Source organism: Mycolicibacterium canariasense (genome assembly GCF_002101555.1).
GTDB classification, from domain to species: domain Bacteria; phylum Actinomycetota; class Actinomycetes; order Mycobacteriales; family Mycobacteriaceae; genus Mycobacterium; species Mycobacterium canariasense.
On sequence record NZ_LQOL01000040.1, the window covers coordinates 29455 to 50392 of the forward strand.

Here is a 20938-nt window from a genome sequence, read left to right on the forward strand (position 1 = left end):
CCGGCGCCTACAACCGCTCGATGATGGTGGCGTTGGCCATGCCGCCGCCCTCACACATCGTCTGCAGGCCGTAGCGGCCGCCGCGCTGTTCGAGCGCGTGCACCAGCGTGGTCATGATGCGGGCCCCGCTGGCGCCCAGCGGGTGGCCGATGGCGATGGCGCCGCCGTTGACGTTCACCTTCTTCAGGTCGGCTCCCGTCTCGGCGGCCCAGCTCAGCACTACCGGCGCGAACGCCTCGTTCACCTCGAACAGGTCGATGTCGGCCAGTGTCAAACCGGCACGGGCCAAGACCTTCTCGGTTGCCGGGATGACACCGGTCAGCATGTACAGCGGGTCCGAGCCGACGACGGTGGTGGTGTGGATCCGGGCCAGCGGACGCAACCCCAGCCGGGCGGCCGTCGCGCCGCTGGTGATCATCACCGCCGCGCTGCCGTCGGACAGCGGCGACGAGTTGCCCGCGGTGATCTCCCAGTTGATCTGCGGGAACCGGGCCGCGTAGGCCTCGTTGTAGAACGCCGGCCGCAGCCCGGCCAGCGTCTCGACGGTGGTTCCCGGCCGGATGATCTCGTCGGTGCTCAGGCCGGCGATGGGCGCCAGCTCACCGTCGAACAGCCCGGCCTTGGTGGCCGCGGCCGCCTTCTCGTGGCTGCCCGCGGAGAACTCGTCCAGCTGGGCGCGGGACAGCTTCCACTTGGCGGCGATCAGCTCGGCGCTGATGCCCTGGGGTACCAGGCCTTCCGGGTAGCGGGCGGCCATGTCGCGGCCGAACGGATCGCTGCCGGGCAGCACCGAGGTGCCCATCGGTACCCGTGACATGGATTCCACGCCCGCGGCGATGACGATGTCGTAGGCGCCGGCCAGCACGCCCTGGGCGGCGAAGCTGACGGCCTGCTGGCTGCTGCCGCACTGACGGTCCACCGTGGTGCCCGGCACGGTCTCGGGGAAGCCCGCGCCGAGCAGCGCGTTGCGGGCGATGTTCACGGCCTGGTCACCGACCTGGGTGACGGCGCCGGCGATCACGTCGTCGACGAGGGCGGGATCGACGCCGGTGCGCGCGGTCAGTTCCCGCAGGCTGTGTGCCAACAGGTCGGCGGGCAGGACGTCGTGCAACGCACCGTTGGCCTTGCCCTTGCCGATCGGGGTGCGTACCGCACCGACGATGACCGCGTCACGACCTGAGTATCCGGACATGTGTGCTCTCCTCTGAGCCGGGCAATCTCATCTGAGTATTGCTATCTATACTCAGATGTAACACCTGGGTATATCCACATCAACCCAGAGGTAGAGTGATGTGTATGACAGTTCTGCAAGGAGTGCTCGCGGACCGCGATGCCTGGTCGGCCGTCGGGCATTGCCCGATCGAGAAGGCCATGGGGCTGGTCGGCACCAAATCGGCCATGCTCATCATGCGCGAGGCGTTCTACGGGACCACCCGGTTCGACGATTTCGCCCGCCGCGTCGGGATCACCAAGGCGGCCGCTTCCACGCGGCTGTCCGAACTGGTGGAGGCCGGGCTGCTGACCAAGCGGCCCTACCAGGAACCCGGGCAGCGCAGCCGCGACGAGTACGTGCTGACAGAGGCCGGCGCCGACCTGATGCCCGTCGTGTGGGCGATGTTCGAATGGGGCCGCAAACATGTCAAGGACAGCGCCCTGCGGCTCACCCACCTGGACTGCGGCGCGGAGGTGGCCGTCGAGCTGCGGTGCGCCGAGGGGCACCGGGTGCCGGCCGAGGAACTGGGCATCCGGATGAAGCCGCGGCGCTGACAGCGCTGCGATGTGACCGACGGTGTGATGGGATTCCCGTCATGGGAATCAAGGTGGCGCTGGAGCACCGCACCAGCTACACGTTCGACCGGCTGGTGGAGGTGTACCCGCACGTGGTGCGGCTGCGCCCGGCGCCGCATTCCCGCACCCCGATCGATGCCTACTCGCTGCAGGTGGAGCCGGCCGACCATTTCATCAACTGGCAGCAGGATGCGTTCGGAAACTACCTGGCCCGGTTGGTGTTTCCGAACCGGGCCAGCAGCCTGACCATCACGGTCGGCCTGATCGCCGATCTCAAGGTGATCAACCCCTTCGACTTCTTCATCGAGGACTGGGCCGAGACGGTTCCGTTCGCCTATCCGGCGGCGCTGGCCGAGGATCTCAAGCCCTACCTGCGACCCGTCGAGGGATCCGACGAGCTGACCGCGGCGTGGGTGAAAAACTTCACGGTCCCTGCCAAGACGAGGACCATCGACTTCCTGGTGGCGCTCAACCGCGCGGTCAACGCCGACGTCGGCTACAGCGTCCGGATGGAACCCGGCGTGCAGGCGCCGGATTTCACCCTGCGCACCGCGATCGGCTCATGCCGGGATTCCGCGTGGCTGCTGGTCGCCATCCTGCGCAAGCTGGGCTACGCCGCGCGGTTCGTGTCCGGCTACCTGGTCCAGCTGACCTCCGACGTGGAAGCGCTCGACGGCCCGTCCGGCCCGGCCGCCGACTTCACCGATCTGCACGCCTGGACCGAGGTCTATGTCCCCGGTGCCGGCTGGATCGGGCTGGACCCCACCTCCGGGTTGTTCGCCGGGGAGGGGCACATCCCGCTGTCGGCCACCCCGCACCCGGAGTCGGCTGCGCCGATCACCGGTGCCACCGGCCCGTGTGAGACCACCCTGGAATTCACCAACGTGGTGACCCGGGTGCACGAGGACCCCCGGGTCACGCTGCCCTACACACCGGCCGCCTGGTCGGCCATCGTGGATCTGGGGGAGAAGGTCGATGCTCGGCTGGCGGCCGGCGACGTGCGGCTGACCGTCGGAGGCGAGCCGACGTTCGTATCCGTCGACAATCAGACCGACCCCGAATGGACCACCGAGGCCGACAGCCCGCACAAGCGGCAGCGCGCCTCCGCGCTGACCGCCCGGCTGAAGAAGGTGTGGGCCCCGCACGGCCTGGTGCAGCGCAGCCAGGGTAAGTGGTATCCCGGAGAACCGTTGCCGCGCTGGCAGATCGGACTGTTCTGGCGACCGGACGGCGAGCCGGTGTGGAGCGATCCGACACTGCTGGCCGACCCGTGGGCCGAAAGCCTGCCGACACCGGTTCCCGACGGATCCGACGCCCGGTTGCTGGCCGCCGTCGCGGCCGGACTGGGGCTGCCCGCGACGCAGGTGCGCCCCGCCTACGAGGACGCCCTGAGCCGGCTGGCCGCCGCGGTACGCCGGCCGGCCGGCGACCCGGTGCTGCCCGCAGACGACCTGGCCGCCGACGACGCGGACCGGCGCGGCGCCCTGCTGGCCCGACTCGACGAGCCCGTCGCCGAGCCCGCCGCCCACGTGCTGCCCCTGCATCGCCGCGAGGACGACTCGGGCTGGGCCAGCGCGGACTGGAAACTGCGCCGCGGCCGGATCGTCCTGCTGGAGGGCGATTCACCGGCAGGCCTGCGGCTGCCGCTCAACTCGATCAGCTGGCAGCCGCCACGCCGCACCTTCGAGGCGGACCCGCTGACCTCCCGTGGCGCGTTGCGGCTCGGTCCCGCCCCGCAGCAGGCGCCGGTCGAGGAGACCGAGGACGCCCCCACCACGGCGCTGGTGGCCGAGATCCGCGCCGGCTTCCTCTACGTCTTCCTGCCGCCCACCGACACCCTGGACGATTTCACCGACCTGGTGGCGCGCATCGAAGCCGCCGCCGCGGAGATCGACACGCCGGTGGTCATCGAGGGGTACGGGCCGCCGCACGACGCCCGGCTGACGGCCATGACCGTGACCCCCGACCCCGGGGTCATCGAGGTCAACGTCGCACCGACGGGCACCTTCGCCGAGCAGCTGGCGCAGCTGGAGACGCTGTACGAACAGGCCCGGCTGGCCCGGCTGTCCACCGAGTCGTTCGACGTGGACGGCACCCACGGCGGCACCGGGGGAGGGAACCACATCACCCTCGGCGGGATCACCCCGGCCGATTCGCCACTGCTGCGCCGCCCCGATCTGCTGGTGTCGCTGCTGACCTACTGGCAGCGCCACCCGTCGCTGTCCTATCTGTTCGCCGGCCGGTTCGTCGGCACCACCTCGCAGGCCCCGCGGGTCGACGAGGGCCGCTCGGAGGCGTTGTACGAGTTGGAGATCGCTTTCGCCGAGATCGCGCGGCTGACCGAGATCGGCGCGTCGAAACCGTGGGTGACGGACCGCGCCCTGCGGCACCTGCTCACCGACATCACCGGTAACACCCACCGCGCCGAGTTCTGCATCGACAAGCTCTACAGCCCCGACAGCCCGCGGGGCCGGCTCGGTCTGTTGGAACTGCGTGGCTTCGAGATGCCGCCGCACCACCAGATGGCGATGGTGCAGTCACTGCTGGTGCGGTCGCTGGTGGCGTGGTTCTGGGACGAACCGCTGCGCGCGCCGCTGATCCGGCACGGCGAGAACCTGCACGGCCGATACCTGTTGCCGCACTTCCTGATTCAGGACATCGCCGATGTGGCCGCCGACCTGCGTGCGCACGGCGTCGACTTCGACACCAGCTGGCTGGATCCGTTCACCGAGTTCCGCTTCCCGCGGATCGGTACCGCGGTGTTCGACGGGGTGGAACTCGAGCTGCGCGGCGGCATCGAACCGTGGAACGTGCTCGGTGAGGAGTCCACCGCGGGCGGCACCGCGCGCTACGTCGACTCCTCGGTGGAACGCGTGCAGGTGCGCCTGATCGGGGCCGACCGGCACCGCTATGTCGTCACCGCCAACGACCACCCGATCCCGTTGCTGGCCACCGACAAGGCCGACGTCCAGGTCGGCGGGGTGCGGTACCGGGCCTGGCAACCGCCCAGCGCGCTGCACCCGACCATCACCGTCGACGCCCCGCTGCGTTTCGAGCTCGTGGACGTGCTGACCGGCACCTCCAAGGGTGGGTGCACCTACCACGTCGCGCACCCGGGCGGGCGGGCCTACGACACCCCACCGGTCAACGCCGTCGAGGCCGAATCCCGCCGCGGACGTCGGTTCGAAGTGGCGGGATTCACACCGGGTCGGGTGGACCTGTCCGATATCCGGGAGAAGCAGGCCCGGCAGTCCACCGATATGGGCGCGCCGGGCATCCTCGACTTGCGCCGGGTGCGTACCGTTCTGCGGTAATGGTCCTTCGCACGAACGGCTCACCGGAGCCGAACATCGGTGTGACCGCCACCACCCCGGGCTCCACCGAGGATGTGCTGGTGGGGTATCGCGCTGCCCGCGCGCAGCAGGCCCTCTTCGACATCCGCGGCATGGCGGGCAGCGGCTACGACGAATTCGTGGACCCCGCCGGCGCTATCCGCCCCACCTGGCAGGAGCTCGCCGAGTGCGTCGCCGACCGCGGCCGCGGCGGCCTGGACCAGCTGCGCGCCACGGTGCGCGGCCTGGTCGACGACGACGGCATCACCTACGTCCACGTCGACCCCTCGGCACCGGCCAGCAACGGCGTCGCGATGCCGTGGCATCTGGACGCGCTGCCCCTGCTGGTGTCGGCCGGCGACTGGAACACCCTGGAAACGGGTCTGGTGCAGCGGTCCCGGCTGCTGGACGCCGTGCTCACCGACCTGTACGGCGACCGGCGGTCCATCACCAGCGGGGTGCTGCCACCGCAATTGCTGTTCGCCCATCCCGGTTATGTGCGGGCCGCGCACGGTATCGAGGTGCCCGGCCACCATCAGCTCTTCCTGCACGCGTGCGATATCAGCCGCGCCGCCGACGGCACCTTCCGGGTGAACGCCGACTGGACCCAGGCGCCGTCGGGCGCCGGGTACGCGATGGCCGGCCGGCGCGTCATCACCCACGCCGTCCCCGAACTGTACGAGCGGGTGGGGCCGCGCCCGGCCTCGCCGTGGGCGCAGGCCCTGCGGCTGGCGCTGATCGACGCCGCGCCCGAGACCGCCGAGGAACCCGTCGTCGTGGTGCTCAGCCCGGGGGCACACTCCGAGACGGCGTTCGACCAGGCCTATCTGGCCACCGTGCTGGGCTTCCCGCTGGTGGAGAGCGCCGATCTGGTGGTGCGCGACGGCCGGTTGTGGATGCGCTCGCTGGGCACCCTGAAACGGGTGGACGTGGTGCTGCGCCGCATCGACGCCGAGTACGTCGACCCGCTCGATCTGCGTGCCGACTCCCGGCTCGGCGTGGTGGGGCTGGTCGAGGTGCTCCGCCGCGGTGCGGTGACGGTGGTCAACACCCTGGGCAGCGGCATCCTGGAAAGCCCTGCGCTGCTTCGCTTCCTGCCCGAGCTGGCCGAGCTGCTGGTGGGGGAGACACCCCAGCTGAACAGCGGCGGGGTGTACTGGGCCGGGTACCCCAACGAGCTCTCGCACATCCGGGCCAATCTGGCCGCGCTGCTGATCAAACCGGTCGACGGCGGGCGCACCATCGTCGGACCGACATTGTCGCCGAGCCGCCGCGAGGAACTGGGCGCGCAGATCGCGGCCACCCCGTGGCGCTGGGTGGGCCAGGAGCTGCCGGAGTTCTCCTCGGCGCCCACCGATTACTACAAGGGTGGGCTGTCCGCGGCGAGTGTGGGGATGCGGCTGTTCACGGTCGCGCAGCGCGGCGGTTACGCACCCATGATCGGCGGCCTGGGATTCCTTCCGGCTCAAGGTAGTTCGGCCTACACGCTGAATACCGTTGCCGCCAAGGATATCTGGGTGCGCACCCCGGACCGGGTCAGGGCCGTGCCGGCGCCGTCGGTGGAGCCGGCTCCGACCTATGTCGCCGCCGCAGCGGCTCCGGTGATGACGCCCAGCCCGACACGGGCGGTCACCTCGCCGCGTGTGCTGTCGGACCTGTTCTGGATGGGCAGGTACGCCGAGCGCGCCGAGCACATGGCGCGGTTGCTCACCGTCACCCGGGAGCGCTATCACGAATACCGGTACCGCCAGGACATGGCGGGCAGCCTCTGCGTGCCGGTGCTGCTCGCGGCGATCGGCTGGGTCACCGGTACCCACACCGGCGGCGGCGACGACCACGAGATGATCGCCATCGCGCCGAGCACCCTGTGGGAGGTGACCGCCGACCGGCGCCGGCCCGGATCGCTGGCGCAGTCGGTGGAACGGCTGGGGTTGGCCGCACGCGGGGTGCGCGACCAGATGTCCAACGACACCTGGATGGTGCTGGCCGCGGTGGAGCGCGCCGTCGGGCACCGCACCGCCACCCCGCCGGAGTCGCAAACCGAAGGCGATGCGTACCTGGCGGCCGCACACAGTCAGACGCTGGCGGGCATGCTGGCACTGTCCGGGATGGCCGCCGAGTCGATGGTGCAGGACGTCGGCTGGACGATGATGGACATCGGCAAACGCATCGAGCGCGGCCTCGGGCTGACCGCACTGCTGCGGGCCACCCTCACCGATGTGCGTGCCCCGGACGCCGAACAGACCATCACCGAATCCACGCTGGTGGCCTGCGAATCGTCGGTGATCTACCGCCGCAGGACACTGGGCCAGATCAGCCTGGCCGCGCTGGCCGACCTGGTGCTGTTCGACGGGGAGAATCCGCGCTCGCTGGCCTATCAGTTGGAGCGGCTGCGGATCGGGCTGAAGCGGTTGCCGTCGGCCTCCGGTGCGTCGCGCCCGGAACGACTCGTCGACGAGATCGCCGCCCGGCTGCGCCGCACCGACCCGCAGGACCTGGAGTTGGTCACCGCCGACGCCCGGGGCGGCACCCGCACCGAACTGGCCGATCTGCTCGACGGCATCCATGCCGGCCTGCGCGACCTCTCCGGCCTGATCACCGCGTCGCACCTGTCCCTGCCCGGCGGCATGCAGCCGCTGTGGGGACCCGACGAGAGGCGCGAATTACCGTGACCGTTCGGGGTTACGAGATCACCCACCGCACCACGTACCGGTACTCCGACGTGGTCACCAGTTCCTACGGCCGCGGCTTCCTCGTCCCGCGCAGTTCCTCGCGGCAGCGGTGCCTGGCCCACGAGCTGCTGGTGGATCCCGAGCCGGCCGACAGCTCCACCGGCCGCGACGCGTACGGCAACATCAGCTCGTACTTCCACGTCACCCAACACCACCGTATGCTGACGGTGACCAGCCGCTCGGTCGTCGAAGTCGACGTGCCGCCGCCCGACCAGTACGACGGCGACGAGCTGCGGATGCCTTGGGAGCGGGCCCGGCCCGCCGGGCTGGCCTGCGAATTCGCCATGGACCTGGTGCCACCGGAGATCAACGACTCCGTGATCGCCTACGCCGCACCCACTTTCACGCCGGGGCGACCGCTGATCGACGTGGTGCGCGAACTCACCACCCGCATCTACACCGACTTCACCTACCTACCGGGATCCACCACGGTCTCCACCGGGGTGGCCGAGGTGCTGGCCGCGCGTGAGGGCGTGTGCCAGGATTTCGCCCGGCTGGCCATCGCCTGCCTGCGGGCCAACGGGCTGGCGGCAAGCTATGTCTCGGGCTACCTGGCCACCGACCCGCCGCCCGGTAAGGAGCGCATGGTCGGCGTCGATGCCACCCACGCCTGGGCGTCGGTGTGGACGCCGGGGGACCGCTGGGTGGCCTTCGACCCGACCAACGACCAATTGATCGACGAACGCTACGTCGTCGTCGGCTTCGGGCGCGATTATGCCGACGTTCCCCCGTTGCGCGGCATCATCTACACCGACTCGGAGAGTAGCGTGATAGACGTCGCGGTCGACGTCGCACCGTATTAGGGGGAGAGTGCATGCGGGACTTCACGTGTCCGAACTGTGGTCAGCGGCTTGCCTTCGAGAACTCGGTGTGTCTGTCCTGTGGTGCGGCGCTGGGTTTTTCGCTCGACGATATGGCCTTGCTGGTCATCACCACCGGCAAGGCGAGTGTGAACGCCGGTGCGGTCGACCACGCCGAATACCAGCTTTGTGCCAATCTTCATCTGGCCGAATGCAATTGGCTGGTGCGGACCGCCGATCAACGCCTCTGCGTGTCCTGCACACTGACCCGTACCCGGCCCGGTGACGACGACGACAAGGCGCTGGCGGCCTTCGCGATCGCCGAAAAGGCCAAGCGGCGCCTGATCGCCGAGCTGTACGAGTTGCGGTTGCCGCTCGTCGGGCGTGACCTGGACCCCGATTACGGGTTGGCCTTCGACCTGCTCTCCAGCGAGCATCAGCAGGTGCTGACCGGGCACGTCAACGGCGTGATCACCCTGGATCTGGCCGAGGGCGACGACGTGCACCGCGAACAGCTGCGGGTCGAGATGTCCGAGCCGTACCGCACCCTGCTCGGGCATTTCCGCCACGAGATCGGCCATTACTACTACTACCGGCTGGTCGGGTCGACGCCGGATTACCGCAAGCAGTTCGAGGAGCTGTTCGGCGATCCGGACGCCGACTACCAGGCCGCGCTGGACCGGCACTACCGAGACGGCGCGCCGGCGGGCTGGGACTCGGACTACGTCTCGTCGTATGCCACCATGCACCCGGCCGAGGACTGGGCCGAGACCTTCGCCCACTACCTGCACATCCGCGACACCCTGGACACCTCGGCGGCGTTCGGGTTCGCCCCGGCCAGCGCTACCCTCGAACGAAAGGTACTGGGGCCCAGCGGGTTCGACACCATCATCGAAATGTGGCTGCCGTTGGCGTGGGCGCTGAACATGGAGAACCGCTCGATGGGCAAGGATGACCTGTACCCGTTCGTGCTACCACCGGCCGTGCTGGAGAAGATGCGCTTCATCCACACCGTCATCGACGAGGTGACGACCGCTACGGCGTGAGCAGGCTCTCCGCGGTGGCCGTCACCGCGTCGGCGGCCGAGCGTGGCTGCCAGCCCAGTTCGGCGGCGGCCTTGGCGCTGCTGACCCGTTTGGGCTCGCCGAGCAGCCCGGCGAACACCTGCAGCTCCGGTCGCTGTGCCGCGGCGGCCCGGAACGCGTCGTCGTCGGCCACCCGGTCGGGGACGCGTGCGGCCCGCGCACCCAGGCGGCTGCGCAGGGTGGCCGCGATCTCGGGCAGGGTGACCGCCTCGCCGGCGCTGGCCAGGTAACGCTGCCCCGCCGCGCACGGCGCGGTCATGACGCGCAGATGCAGGTCGGCCACGTCCCGTACGTCGACGACGGCGAAGGATGCCCGTGGCAACGGCGACGGCTGGCCACGGAGCAGCGCGGCGATGATGCCCACCGAGCTGGACAGGTCGGGCCCGAGCACCGGACCGAACACGCCGACGGGATTGATCACCGCCAGCTCCGGTGCGCCCGGATGGGCGGCGGCGAAATCCCACGCGGCGCGTTCGGCGAACGTCTTGGACAGCACGTAGGGGCTGTTCTCGTCGGCGGTGTCGGTCCAGTCCGCCTCGTCGTACACCCAGCCCGACGGCCGCGGGCTGTAGCCGACTGCGGCAAACGACGAGGTGAGGACCACCCGCCGGACGCCGCAAGCGGCCGCGGCACGCAGGACCCGCAGGGTCCCTTCGCGGGCCGGCGCGATGAGCTCGTCGGGATCGTCGGGCTGCTGCGGCGGGAACGGCGAGGCCATGTGCAGTACATCGGCGGTGCCGGACACGGCGTCGGCCCACCCGGAGTCCTGCGCGAGGTCGGCGACGGCGAAACTCAACCGGCGGGTGTCGGCGCCGGCCCGGGCCAGCGTGTCACGTACCTCGGCGATCCGGGCGGCCGAGCGTACGGTGCAGCGAACCGGGTGGCCCGCCGCGAGTAGCTGCGTAATGGTATGCCCGGCAAGGAATCCCGAGCCGCCCGTGACGAGTACCGGCTGCTTGTCGTCGGTCAACGTTGTGCGCCTTCCTGCTTCAGTAGTTGATCGCCGAGCGCGATGAGCTCCGGGATCAGGCGTTCTTCGGTGTCGCGGTCACCGCTGTCGCGGGCCGCCCACATCCGCGCCTTGGCCGCGACGTAGTGCCGCCGCAGTTCCAAGCGGGCGATCTCGTCGCCGAGCCGCCGCGCGTGCTCGGCGAACAGCCGGTGCTGTCCGGCCGCGGCGCCGGCGTCGTCGGGGTCGCCGCGCATGTTCTGGACATAGCGCCGCATGTCGCGCACCGACATACCGGTGCCGCGCAGGCAGGCCAGCGCCTCGGCCGCCGCGACGGCGTCCGGCGGGTATCTGCGGTGACCACTGCTCTCGTCCCGGGGCACCGGTTCCAGCAGGCCGACGCGTTCGTAGTACCGCAACGCCGATTCCGCCAGGCCGGTGCGCTTGGACACCTGCGCGATGGTGAGGTCACCGGTGGCCCGCCCGGCCAGGTCGATCGTCATGCCACCACTCTGCCGAACGTGAAGCGCTTCAAGTCAAGCTCGTGTGTCACGGTCGGGCGACGAGGGCATGTCGCACCGTCGTAAAACCGGCAGGGCTTCCTAAGATCGCCCGGTGACTGATCGCTACGGTTCCGACATCTTGGCCCGAAACCCGCACACCCCCAAGCGGGTTCGCTCCGTCGAACACCCGGCGGACAAGGGCCTGGTGGTCGAGGAGCCGACCAGCGGGTTCGTCGGAGCGGTGGTGCGTGTCGGGAACAACCGGGTGGAGCTGGAGGACCGGCACGGCCGGATCCGGTCCTTCCCGATGGGCCCGGGCTTCCTGGTCGAGGGCAAACCCGTCATCCTGACCGTGCCCAAGGTGGCCAAGGCCCCGGTGCGCACCGCGTCCGGTTCGGTGGCGGTATCCGGTGCGAAAGCCAAAGTGGCGTTGGCCAGCCGGATCTATGTCGAGGGCCGCCACGACGCCGAACTGGTGGAGCAGGTGTGGGGTGCCGACCTGCGCATCGAGGGTGTGGTCGTCGAATACCTGGGCGGCGTCGACGACTTGTCCGCCATCGTCGCCGAGTTCCAGCCCGGACCCGGGCGCAAGCTGGGCGTGCTGGTCGATCATCTGGTCGAAGGCTCCAAGGAGTCCCGGATCGCCGAAGCGGTGCGCAAAGGTCCCGGGGGTGAGCACACCCTGGTGGTCGGGCATCCGTTCATCGACATCTGGCAGGCGGTCAAGCCGGCCCGGCTCGGCATGCAGCAGTGGCCGGTGATCCCGCGCGGCACGGATTGGAAACACGGTATCTGCGCCGCCTTGGGCTGGCCGCATGCCACCCAGGCCGATATCGCCGGCGCCTGGCAGCGCATCCGCGGACGGGTGCGGGACTGGAACGACCTGGAACCCGCACTGATCGGCCGGGTCGAGGAGCTCATCGACTTCGTGACGGCCCCCTGAGCGCTGTCGTGACCTCGTGGTAAGCAGGGAGCGTGTCTGACAGCCTGTTCGATGTACCCGGCGGGGAGTCGTCGTCCTCCGCCCGCATCGACGCGCCGTCGGCGGCCAGCCCGTTGGCCGTCCGGATGCGCCCGGCCACCCTCGACGACGTCGTCGGCCAGCAGCACCTGCTCAAACCGGGCTCACCGTTGCGCCGCCTGGTGGAGGGTTCCGGCGCGGCCTCGGTCATCCTGTACGGCCCGCCCGGTACCGGCAAGACCACCCTGGCGTCGCTGATCTCCGGGGCCACCGGCCGCCGCTTCGAGGCGCTCTCGGCGTTGTCGGCCGGGGTGAAAGAGGTCCGCGCCGTGATCGAGACGGCTCGCCACTCGGCCATTCGGGGCGAACAGACCGTGTTGTTCATCGACGAGGTGCACCGGTTCTCCAAGACCCAGCAGGACGCGCTGCTGGCGGCCGTGGAGAACCGGGTGGTGCTCCTCGTCGCGGCGACCACCGAGAACCCGTCCTTCTCCGTGGTGGCCCCGCTGCTGTCCCGGTCGCTGATCCTGCAGCTGCAACCGCTGGGGCCCGACGATATCCGCACCGTCATCCGCCGGGCGGTCGCCGACCCGCGCGGGCTGGGCGGCGCCGTCGGCATCGACGACGACGCGGTGGAACTGCTGGTCAAACTGTCGGCCGGGGATGCGCGCCGCGCCCTCACGGCGCTGGAAGTGGCGTCGGAAACAGCCGGAGGGGCGGCCGGCGTCATCACCGTCGAGATCGTCGAACAATCGCTGGATCAGGCCGCGGTGCGCTACGACCGCGACGGTGACCAGCACTACGACGTGATCAGTGCCTTCATCAAGTCGGTCCGCGGGTCGGACGTCGACGCCGCGCTGCACTACCTGGCCCGGATGCTGACGGCGGGGGAGGACCCGCGGTTCATCGCGCGCCGGCTGATGATCCTGGCCAGCGAGGACGTCGGGATGGCCGACCCGACCGCGTTGCCGACCGCGGTGGCCGCCGCGCAGACCGTGCAGCTGATCGGCCTGCCGGAGGCGCAGCTCACGCTGGCGCACGCGACGGTGCACCTGGCCACCGCGCCGAAGTCGAACGCCGTCACCACCGCGCTGGGGCAGGCCATGGCCGATATTCGGGCGGGCAAGGCCGGGCTGGTGCCGGCGCACCTGCGTGACGGCCACTATTCCGGGGCGGCCAAACTGGGTAACGCGATCGGCTACCAGTACGCCCACGACGCGCCGGGTGGTGTTGCGGCCCAACAATATCCGCCCGACGAGCTGGTGGGTACCGACTACTACCGGCCCACCACACACGGAGCCGAACGCGAGATCGGGACCCGGCTGGACAAGCTGCGGGCCATCGTGCGACGGAAGCGGTGAACCGATGAAAACCGAAGTCCTCGACGTCGACACCACCCGGCGGCGGATCGTCGACCTCACCGAGGCGGTGCGCGAATTCTGCGCCGGCCACGGCGGCGACGGTCTGGTGAACATCTTCGTCCCACACGCCACCGCCGGGCTCGCCGTCATCGAGACCGGCGCCGGATCCGACGACGATCTGGTGGATGCGCTGCAGCGCCTGCTGCCGCGCGACGACCGCTACCGGCATGCGCACGGTTCCCCCGGCCATGGCGCCGATCACGTGCTGCCGGGGCTGGTGTCCCCGTCGGTCAGCGTGCCCGTCGCAGATGGTGCGCCGCTGCTGGGCACCTGGCAGAGCGTCGTGCTGGTCGATCTCAACCGGGACAACCCGCACCGCTCGGTGCGGCTGAGCTTCCTACGCGGCTAAACCAGCTCGGGCACCCGCAGGTGGGCGATGGCCAGCTCGAACTCGGCCTCGTCGACCTCGGAGGCGCCCGCGGCCCGCATCGAGGCGACCTTCAGCGCGGTGGCCTGATCCCGGTTGTCCGTCATGGCGTCGTGGCTGCTGAACGACACCGACGACACCCCGCGACCGGTGGTGCGGTCGATCAGCAGGCTGGCACTGCAGAACCCAGGTAGGTGCTCCACCTGCGGCAGGACCGCCCCACGGAAATAGTCGATCCCGGCGTCCACCAGATCCGGCGGCACCGATACCCAGGTGGCCCGCACACAGGCGCGTCGATCCGAGCTGTGCTCCCGGTGCAGGACGGCGATCTCCCAATTCTCGGCCCAGGCCGTGCCGCCGAACTCGTTGGCCGCCCGGTTCCGCATCGCCGCGGTCTCCTCGAAACTGGAACGCATCGCGTCCTCGGACTCCCACGCCGTCGCGATGATGCACCGGCCGGACTCGCGGTCGACCATCAGGGACAATCCCACCCAGCCGGGAAGCTCCGGCAACGCCGGCATCACCTCGTCGCGGACGTGCGCGATCCCGGCGTCGATCCTGTCCAGGCGCGCCATCACCGTGGTAGAACGTGCGAACACGGTCCACCCCCTTCGGGTCGGGGCAGCGCCCCGGTGGCGCCACCGGTCACCCACAACTGTCCTCCCGCGCCGCGCCACGCACAATGGGGTAAACGGTGCGATGAGCAGCCCGGTACTGTGGTGCGGTTGGCAACCGGCCGAGGGATTAAGGACAGCAGCACGTGCAGACACACGAGATCAGGAAGCGTTTCCTCGATCATTTCGTGAAGGCGGGACACACCGAGGTGCCCAGCGCTTCGGTGATCCTCGACGATCCGAACCTGCTGTTCGTCAACGCCGGCATGGTCCAGTTCGTACCGTACTTCCTGGGCGCCCGCACCCCGCCGTACGAGACCGCCACCAGCGTGCAGAAATGCATCCGCACCCCCGATATCGAAGAGGTCGGGATCACCACCCGGCACAACACCTTCTTCCAGATGGCCGGCAACTTCAGCTTCGGCGCCTATTTCAAGAAGGGTGCCATCGAGCTGGCGTGGACGCTGCTGACCAACCCGGTGTCCGAGGGCGGTTACGGATTCGACCCCGAAAGACTATGGGCGACAGTCTATCTCGATGACGACGAGGCGATCGGGCTGTGGCAGGAGGTTGCCGGGCTGCCGGCCGAACGTATTCAGCGCCGCGGCATGGCCGACAACTACTGGTCGATGGGCATCCCCGGGCCGTGCGGGCCGTGCTCGGAGATCTACTACGACCGTGGCCCCGAATACGGCATCGACGGCGGACCGGAAGCCAACGAGGACCGCTACATCGAGATCTGGAATCTCGTGTTCATGCAGAACGAGCGCGGTGAGGGCACCTCGAAGGAGGACTTCGAGATCCTCGGGCCGCTGCCGCGCAAGAACATCGACACCGGCATGGGTGTCGAGCGCATCGCCTGCCTGCTCCAAGGCGTGGACAACGTCTACGAGACCGATCTGGTGCGGCCGGTCATCGACCTGGTCGCCGGGATCGCCCCGCGCGGGTATGCCCAGGGCAACCACGATGACGATGTGCGCTACCGGATCATCGCCGACCACAGTCGCACCGCGGCCATCATCATCGGCGACGGGGTCAGCCCCGGCAACGAGGGCCGTGGCTACGTGCTGCGCCGGCTGCTGCGCCGGATCATCCGGGCGGCCAAGCTGCTGGGTGTCGAGCGGCCCATCATGGCCGACCTGATGGCCACCGTGCGGGACGAGATGGGGCCGTCCTACCCCGAACTGGTCACCGATTTCGACCGCATCAACCGCATCGCGGTGGCCGAGGAGACCGCCTTCAACCGAACCCTGACGGCCGGGTCGAAGCTGTTCGAGGACGCCGCGGAGGCGACCAAGCGCTCGGGGGCGTCGGTGCTGTCGGGCAATGACGCCTTCACCCTGCACGACACCTACGGCTTCCCGATCGACCTGACGCTGGAGATGGCTGCCGAAGCCGGGCTGACCGTCGACCAAGAGGGTTTCCGCGGCCTGATGGCCGAGCAGCGCCAACGCGCCAAGGCCGACGCCGCGGCGCGCAAACAGGCCCATGCCGACCTGTCCGCCTACCGCGACCTGGTGGACGCCGGCCCCACCGAGTTCACCGGTTTCGACGAATTGTCCTCGCAGGCCAAGATTCTCGGTGTCTTCGTCGAGGGCAAGCGGGTCCCGGTGGTGGACCACGAGAGTGCCAAGGGGCAGCGGGTCGAGCTGATCCTGGACCGCACCCCGTTCTACGCCGAATCCGGCGGGCAGATCGCCGACGAGGGTGCCATCACCGGCACCGGCGCCTCGGTCACCGCCAAGGCCGCCGTCACCGACGTACAGAAGATCGCCAAAACGCTGTGGGCGCATCGCGTCACGGTGGAATCCGGCGAGTTCGTCGAAGGCGATACCGTCACCGCCGAGGTCGACCCGCGGTGGCGCCACGGTGCCACCCAGGGACACTCGGGCACCCACATGGTGCATGCCGCGCTGCGACAGGTGCTGGGGCCCAACGCCGTTCAGGCCGGCTCGCTCAACCGGCCGGGCTACCTGCGCTTCGACTTCAACTGGCAGGGCGCGCTGACCGACGAGCAACGCACCGAGATCGAGGTCGTGACCAACGAGGCCGTGCAGGCCGACTACGCGGTCAACACGTTCAACACGCAGCTGGAGAAGGCCAAGTCGATGGGCGCCATGGCGCTGTTCGGCGAGAACTACCCCGACGAGGTCCGGGTGGTGGAGATCGGCGGGCCGTTCTCGCTGGAACTGTGCGGCGGCACGCACGTGCGCAGCTCCGCGCAGATCGGCCCGGTCACGCTGCTGGGCGAATCGTCCGTCGGCTCCGGCGTGCGCCGCGTCGAGGCCTACGTCGGGCTCGAGTCGTTCCGGCACCTGTCCAAGGAACGCGCGCTGATGGCCGGCCTGGCCTCGTCGCTCAAGGTGCCCTCGGATGAGGTGCCTGCGCGGGTCGCCAATCTGGTGGAGCGCCTGCGGGCCGCCGAGAAGGAACTCGACCGGGTCCGGCTGGCCAACGCGCGGGCCGCGGCGGCCAATGCCGCCGCCGGGGCCGAGACCGTCGGCAAGGTGCGGCTGGTCGCGCAGCTGATGGCCGGCGGCATCTCCGCCGGTGACCTGCGCAGCCTGGTCGGCGATATCAAGGGCAAGCTGGGTGCCGAGCCGGCGGTCGTCGCGTTGATCGGTGCCCCGGGCGAGCGAAGCGACGGGAAGAGTGCCGGCGAGGACGACGCGGTGCCCTTCGTCGTGGCGGTCAACGCCGCCGCGCAGGATCTCGGGTTCAGCGCCAACGACCTGGTGAAGACATTGGGTGCGGCGGTCAACGGCCGTGGGGGCGGCAAGGCCGATCTGGCACAGGGTTCCGGCAAGGGGGCGGCGGGTATCGACGCGGCGTTGGCCGCGCTACGCGCTGAGATCGCCCGGAGCTGAGGGCGTGGGCGACACCGAGCGTCTGCCGGACAGGCCGGGGTCCGACGATCCCGGCCGCGGCCGCAGGCTCGGTATCGACGTCGGCACGGTCCGGATCGGGGTCGCCGTCTGCGATCCGGACGGCATCCTGGCCACGCCGCTGGAGACCGTCCGCCGGGAACGCTCCGCACGTCATCTGCGCAGGCTGGCCACCCTGGCCGGCGAACACGAGGTCGTCGAGGTCGTGGTCGGGCTGCCCCGCACCCTCGCCGACCGGGCCGGTACGTCGGCGCACGACGCCGTCGAGCTGGCCGATGCTCTGGCCGCGCGGATCGCACCGATTCCGGTGCGCCTCGTCGATGAGCGGCTGACCACCGTGAGCGCGCAACGCGCACTGCGGGATGCAGGTGTCCGAGCCAAGAACCAGCGGACCATGGTCGACCAGGTTGCGGCAGTAGGGATTCTGCAGACCTGGCTGGATCAGCGCCGGTCCGCGCTAGGGGTTGACGATGACTGAGCAGTGGAGGCGCGAGCGCAATGAGCCGGTCGCGGTCGGACCGCCGCGGCGCCGGATGAGCCGGGCCGCGCGGGCCCGGGCACGGCGCATGCAGCGACGCAGGCGGTTCCTCAGCGGACTGGCGGTGGCCGTGCTGCTCGCGCTCGTGCTGGGCGTCGTGTTTCTCGGCTCCAAGTTGTGGCACGGGATGTTCGGTGGCAGCGACTTCGCGGGTGACGGCACCGCCGACGTGGTCATCGAGGTGCACAGCGGGGATTCCACCACCGCGATCGCCCAGACGCTGCAGCAGCAGAACGTGGTGTCCTCGGCCAAGGCGTTCGTCGAGGCGGCCTCGGGCAACACTGCCATCGCGGCGATCCAGCCCGGCTTCTACATGTTGCGCACCGAGATTCCCGCGTCGGGCGCCGTGACACGACTGGCCGATCCGAAGAACCGGGTGGGCCAGCTGGTCATCCCCGAGGGACGCCAGCTCGACGACGTCTCCGATGTGAAGACCAACGCGGTGACCGACGGCATCTTCACGCTCATCTCGAAGGCCTCCTGCGTGGACATCAACGGCGAGCACCGCTGCGTGCCCGCCGAGGCCCTCAAGACGGTGGCGGGCGCCGCCGACCTGACCGCGCTGGCGGTGCCGAGCTGGGCCACCGCGCCGGTCACCGCGATGGGCGCCGACCACCGCCGGCTGGAGGGACTGATCGCCCCGGGCAGCTGGAATGTCAACCCGTCGGGCACTCCACAGGAGATACTGAGCAGCCTGATCAAGGCCAGCGGGGCGCAGTACGAGGCCAACGGCCTGCTGGACGCGGCCGCCTCCACACACCTGACGCCGTACCAGATTCTGGTGGTGGCCTCGCTGGTACAGCGCGAGGCCAAACCGCAGGATTTCGCCAAGGTGGCCCGGGTGATCTACAACCGGCTGGCCGAGCACCGCAAACTCGAATTCGACTCGACGGTGAACTACTCGCTGGACCGTCAGGAGGTGGCGACCACCGACGCCGACCGGGCCCGGGTGACCCCGTGGAACACCTATGCCTCCGAAGGGCTTCCGGCCACCCCGATCTGTTCGCCGGGTCAGCCGGCGCTGGCCGCGGCCGAGAACCCGGCGCCGGGGGACTGGCTGTATTTCGTCACCATCGACCTGCAGGGCACCACGCTGTTCACCCGCGACTACGAGCAGCATCTGGCGAACATCGAGCTGGCCAAGCACAACGGGGTCCTGGATAGTGCAAGGTAGGCCGGCCGGCCGGAAAGCTGCCGTCCTCGGCTCACCGATCTCGCATTCCCGCTCGCCCGATCTGCACCTGGCGGCCTACCGTGCGCTCGGCCTGACCGACTGGACCTACGAGCGCATCGAGTGCACGGCCGAACAACTGCCCGGGCTGGTCGGTGGGCTCGGCCCGGAGTGGGTGGGTCTGTCGGTGACCATGCCGGGCAAGTTCGCCGCGCTGGCGGTGGCCACCGACCGGACCGACCGGGCCGCGCTGGTCGGCTCGGCGAACACCCTGGTGCGCACGGACGGCGGCTGGCGCGCCGACAACACCGATATCGACGGCGTGGTCGGGGCACTTGCAGCCCACGTCGACCGCCCGCGGCGGGCCGCCGTTCTCGGATCGGGGGGCACCGCCCCCGCCGCGGTCGTCGCCCTGGCGACACTCGGCGTCCGCGACATCGCCGTCGTCGCCCGCAATCCGGACAAGGCGGCGCCGTTGGTCGCCCTGGCCGATCCGCTGGGCGTCACGGTGCACTGGGTGCACCTCGGCACCGTCGTCGACGCGGAGGTGGTGGTCAGCACCCTGCCCGCCGGTGTCGCTGCCGAGTACGCGTCGACCGTCGCCGGGGTGCCCGTGCTGCTGGACGCCATCTACGACCCGTGGCCCACGCCGCTGGCCGCCGCGGTGACCGCGTCCGGCGGCGCGGTGATCAGCGGTCTGCAGATGCTGCTGAACCAGGCCTTCACCCAGGTGGAGCAGTTCACCGGGCTGCCCGCGCCCAAAGACGTGATGAGGCGGGCGCTCGGCGGGCTTTAGCCTCGAGGAGTGGCGCTGCTGTTCGCCGGATACCTGGTGGTGGGCTGGCTGATCACCTTGAGTGCCTTCGATGTTCGGCACCGTCGGCTGCCCAATGTGCTGACGCTGCCCGGGGCCGCCCTGGTGCTGGGCGTGGCGGTGCTCGCCGGGCGTGGCTGGCCCGCCCTGGCCGGGGCCGCCGCCCTGACCGCGGTGTACCTGCTGGTGCACCTGGTCGCGCCGGCCGGCCTGGGGGCCGGCGATGTGAAACTGGCGATCGGGTTGGGTGCCCTGGCGGGGGCCTTCGGTGCCGACGTGTGGACGCTGGCCGCGATCGGCGCACCGCTGTTGACCGGGGTGTGGGCCGTGACGGCACTGGCGATGGGCCGGCGCAGCCCGGTGCCGCACGGGCCGTCGATGTGTGCGGCCACGGCCGCGGCCGTGATACTGGTCCTGGCGTAGCCCTACGGTGGGCCCCATGTCCGTTCGCAATGCGACCACCGACGATCTGCCCGCCATCGCCGAGATCTACGCGCACTATGTGGCCACCAGCGTCGCCACGTTCGAACTCGAAGCGCCGGACGCCGCCGAATGGCAGCGGCGGTTCGCGGCGATCACCGGGGCCGGCCTGCCGTTCGTGGTGACCGAGCACGACGGTGCGGTGGCCGGCTACGCGTATTGCGCGCCGTGGAAGACGCGTCCGGCCTACCGGGCCACCGTCGAGGACTCGATCTACATCGCGCCGTGGGCGGTCGGAAAGGGATGCGGGGCGCGACTGTTGGGGGCGTTGCTGGACGCCGCCCAGGCCGCCGGGGTGCGCGAGATCATCGCCGTGATAGCCGATTCCGGCGACCCGGCCTCGGTGCGCCTGCACCAGCGGTTCGGGTTCCGGACCGCGGGACGACTGGAGCGGGTCGGGTACAAACACCAGCGCTGGATCGACACGGTGCTGCTGCAGTGGAGTGCACCGGTTGACGGATTGGGTCGGCCGGATGTCCGCATGGGAGAATGACAACC

18 protein-coding genes are annotated in these 20938 nt (G+C 70.0%); 14 read left to right on the forward strand and 4 right to left on the reverse strand.

Annotation, left to right across the window (positions count from 1 at the left end; all coding sequences use genetic code 11):
- Positions 1 to 7: 7 nt before the first annotated feature.
- Positions 8 to 1192, reverse strand: a complete 1185-nt coding sequence (locus tag AWB94_RS08905; RefSeq protein WP_062659271.1) for a thiolase family protein — start codon at positions 1190 to 1192, stop codon at positions 8 to 10.
- A 104-nt stretch (positions 1193 to 1296) separates the two neighbouring features.
- On the opposite strand from AWB94_RS08905, the gene AWB94_RS08910 reads away from it, so the two are divergent.
- The 5 genes from AWB94_RS08910 to AWB94_RS08930 are packed head-to-tail and all read left to right on the forward strand — an operon-like array spanning position 1297 to position 9698.
- On the forward strand, positions 1297 to 1767 hold the full coding sequence (locus AWB94_RS08910; protein WP_062659270.1) for a winged helix-turn-helix transcriptional regulator: 471 nt from the start codon (positions 1297 to 1299) through the stop codon (positions 1765 to 1767).
- Between the two features lie 41 nt (positions 1768 to 1808).
- Positions 1809 to 5102, forward strand: coding sequence for a transglutaminase family protein (locus tag AWB94_RS08915; RefSeq protein WP_062659269.1), 3294 nt, complete (start codon positions 1809 to 1811; stop codon positions 5100 to 5102).
- Entirely contained in the window at positions 5102 to 7792 is a 2691-nt protein-coding gene (locus AWB94_RS08920; protein ID WP_084395455.1) for a circularly permuted type 2 ATP-grasp protein, read from the forward strand. Before AWB94_RS08915 ends, AWB94_RS08920 begins: the two co-directional genes overlap by 1 nt.
- The gene (locus tag AWB94_RS08925; RefSeq protein WP_084395454.1) at positions 7789 to 8655 is read left to right on the forward strand and encodes a transglutaminase family protein; all 867 of its coding nucleotides are present in this window, start codon (positions 7789 to 7791) and stop codon (positions 8653 to 8655) included. Before AWB94_RS08920 ends, AWB94_RS08925 begins: the two co-directional genes overlap by 4 nt.
- Before the next feature lie 11 nt (positions 8656 to 8666).
- Positions 8667 to 9698, forward strand: a complete 1032-nt coding sequence (locus tag AWB94_RS08930; protein ID WP_062659268.1) for a zinc-binding metallopeptidase family protein — start codon at positions 8667 to 8669, stop codon at positions 9696 to 9698.
- On the opposite strand, the gene AWB94_RS08935 is transcribed toward AWB94_RS08930, so the two are convergent.
- Positions 9688 to 10707 carry an NAD-dependent epimerase/dehydratase family protein gene (locus AWB94_RS08935; protein WP_062659267.1) on the reverse strand — a complete coding sequence of 340 codons (1020 nt, stop codon included), beginning with the start codon at positions 10705 to 10707 and terminating at the stop codon, positions 9688 to 9690. The two genes, AWB94_RS08930 and AWB94_RS08935, sit on opposite strands and share 11 nt — an antisense overlap.
- Positions 10704 to 11189: a MerR family transcriptional regulator gene (locus AWB94_RS08940; RefSeq protein ID WP_062659266.1), complete on the reverse strand. Its 486-nt coding sequence runs from the start codon at positions 11187 to 11189 to the stop codon at positions 10704 to 10706. The genes AWB94_RS08935 and AWB94_RS08940 overlap by 4 nt, the downstream gene beginning before the upstream one ends.
- A gap of 112 nt (positions 11190 to 11301) precedes the next feature.
- Here AWB94_RS08940 and AWB94_RS08945 point away from each other — a divergent pair, with 112 nt between their 5' ends.
- The 3 genes from AWB94_RS08945 to AWB94_RS08955 are packed head-to-tail and all read left to right on the forward strand — an operon-like array spanning position 11302 to position 13920.
- Positions 11302 to 12132: a DUF3097 domain-containing protein gene (locus tag AWB94_RS08945; RefSeq protein WP_062659265.1), complete on the forward strand. Its 831-nt coding sequence runs from the start codon at positions 11302 to 11304 to the stop codon at positions 12130 to 12132.
- A gap of 32 nt (positions 12133 to 12164) precedes the next feature.
- Entirely contained in the window at positions 12165 to 13511 is a 1347-nt protein-coding gene (locus AWB94_RS08950; protein ID WP_062659264.1) for a replication-associated recombination protein A, read from the forward strand.
- Positions 13512 to 13515: 4 nt separating this feature from the next.
- Complete coding sequence (locus tag AWB94_RS08955) at positions 13516 to 13920, forward strand: secondary thiamine-phosphate synthase enzyme YjbQ (protein ID WP_062659263.1); 405 nt, start codon at positions 13516 to 13518, stop codon at positions 13918 to 13920.
- On the opposite strand, the gene AWB94_RS08960 is transcribed toward AWB94_RS08955, so the two are convergent.
- Entirely contained in the window at positions 13917 to 14537 is a 621-nt protein-coding gene (locus tag AWB94_RS08960) for a hypothetical protein (protein WP_062659262.1), read from the reverse strand. The two genes, AWB94_RS08955 and AWB94_RS08960, sit on opposite strands and share 4 nt — an antisense overlap.
- A gap of 161 nt (positions 14538 to 14698) precedes the next feature.
- Between AWB94_RS08960 and alaS the strand changes: the two genes are divergently transcribed.
- From alaS to AWB94_RS08990, 6 genes are read left to right on the forward strand one after another with little or no spacing between them, the layout of a single operon-like run.
- A complete protein-coding gene (gene alaS / locus AWB94_RS08965) occupies positions 14699 to 17419 on the forward strand; it encodes an alanine--tRNA ligase (RefSeq protein ID WP_062659261.1) in 2721 nt (906 codons plus the stop codon).
- Positions 17420 to 17423: 4 nt separating this feature from the next.
- Complete coding sequence (gene ruvX / locus AWB94_RS08970; protein ID WP_062659260.1) at positions 17424 to 17915, forward strand: Holliday junction resolvase RuvX; 492 nt, start codon at positions 17424 to 17426, stop codon at positions 17913 to 17915.
- On the forward strand, positions 17908 to 19149 hold the full coding sequence (gene mltG, locus AWB94_RS35735) for an endolytic transglycosylase MltG (protein WP_062659259.1): 1242 nt from the start codon (positions 17908 to 17910) through the stop codon (positions 19147 to 19149). Before ruvX ends, mltG begins: the two co-directional genes overlap by 8 nt.
- Positions 19139 to 19942 carry a shikimate dehydrogenase gene (locus AWB94_RS08980; RefSeq protein ID WP_409365993.1) on the forward strand — a complete coding sequence of 268 codons (804 nt, stop codon included), beginning with the start codon at positions 19139 to 19141 and terminating at the stop codon, positions 19940 to 19942. Before mltG ends, AWB94_RS08980 begins: the two co-directional genes overlap by 11 nt.
- A 9-nt stretch (positions 19943 to 19951) precedes the next feature.
- A complete protein-coding gene (locus AWB94_RS08985; RefSeq protein WP_062659258.1) occupies positions 19952 to 20383 on the forward strand; it encodes a prepilin peptidase in 432 nt (143 codons plus the stop codon).
- Positions 20384 to 20399: 16 nt separating this feature from the next.
- Complete coding sequence (locus tag AWB94_RS08990) at positions 20400 to 20933, forward strand: GNAT family N-acetyltransferase (protein ID WP_062659257.1); 534 nt, start codon at positions 20400 to 20402, stop codon at positions 20931 to 20933.
- Positions 20934 to 20938: the final 5 nt, after the last annotated feature.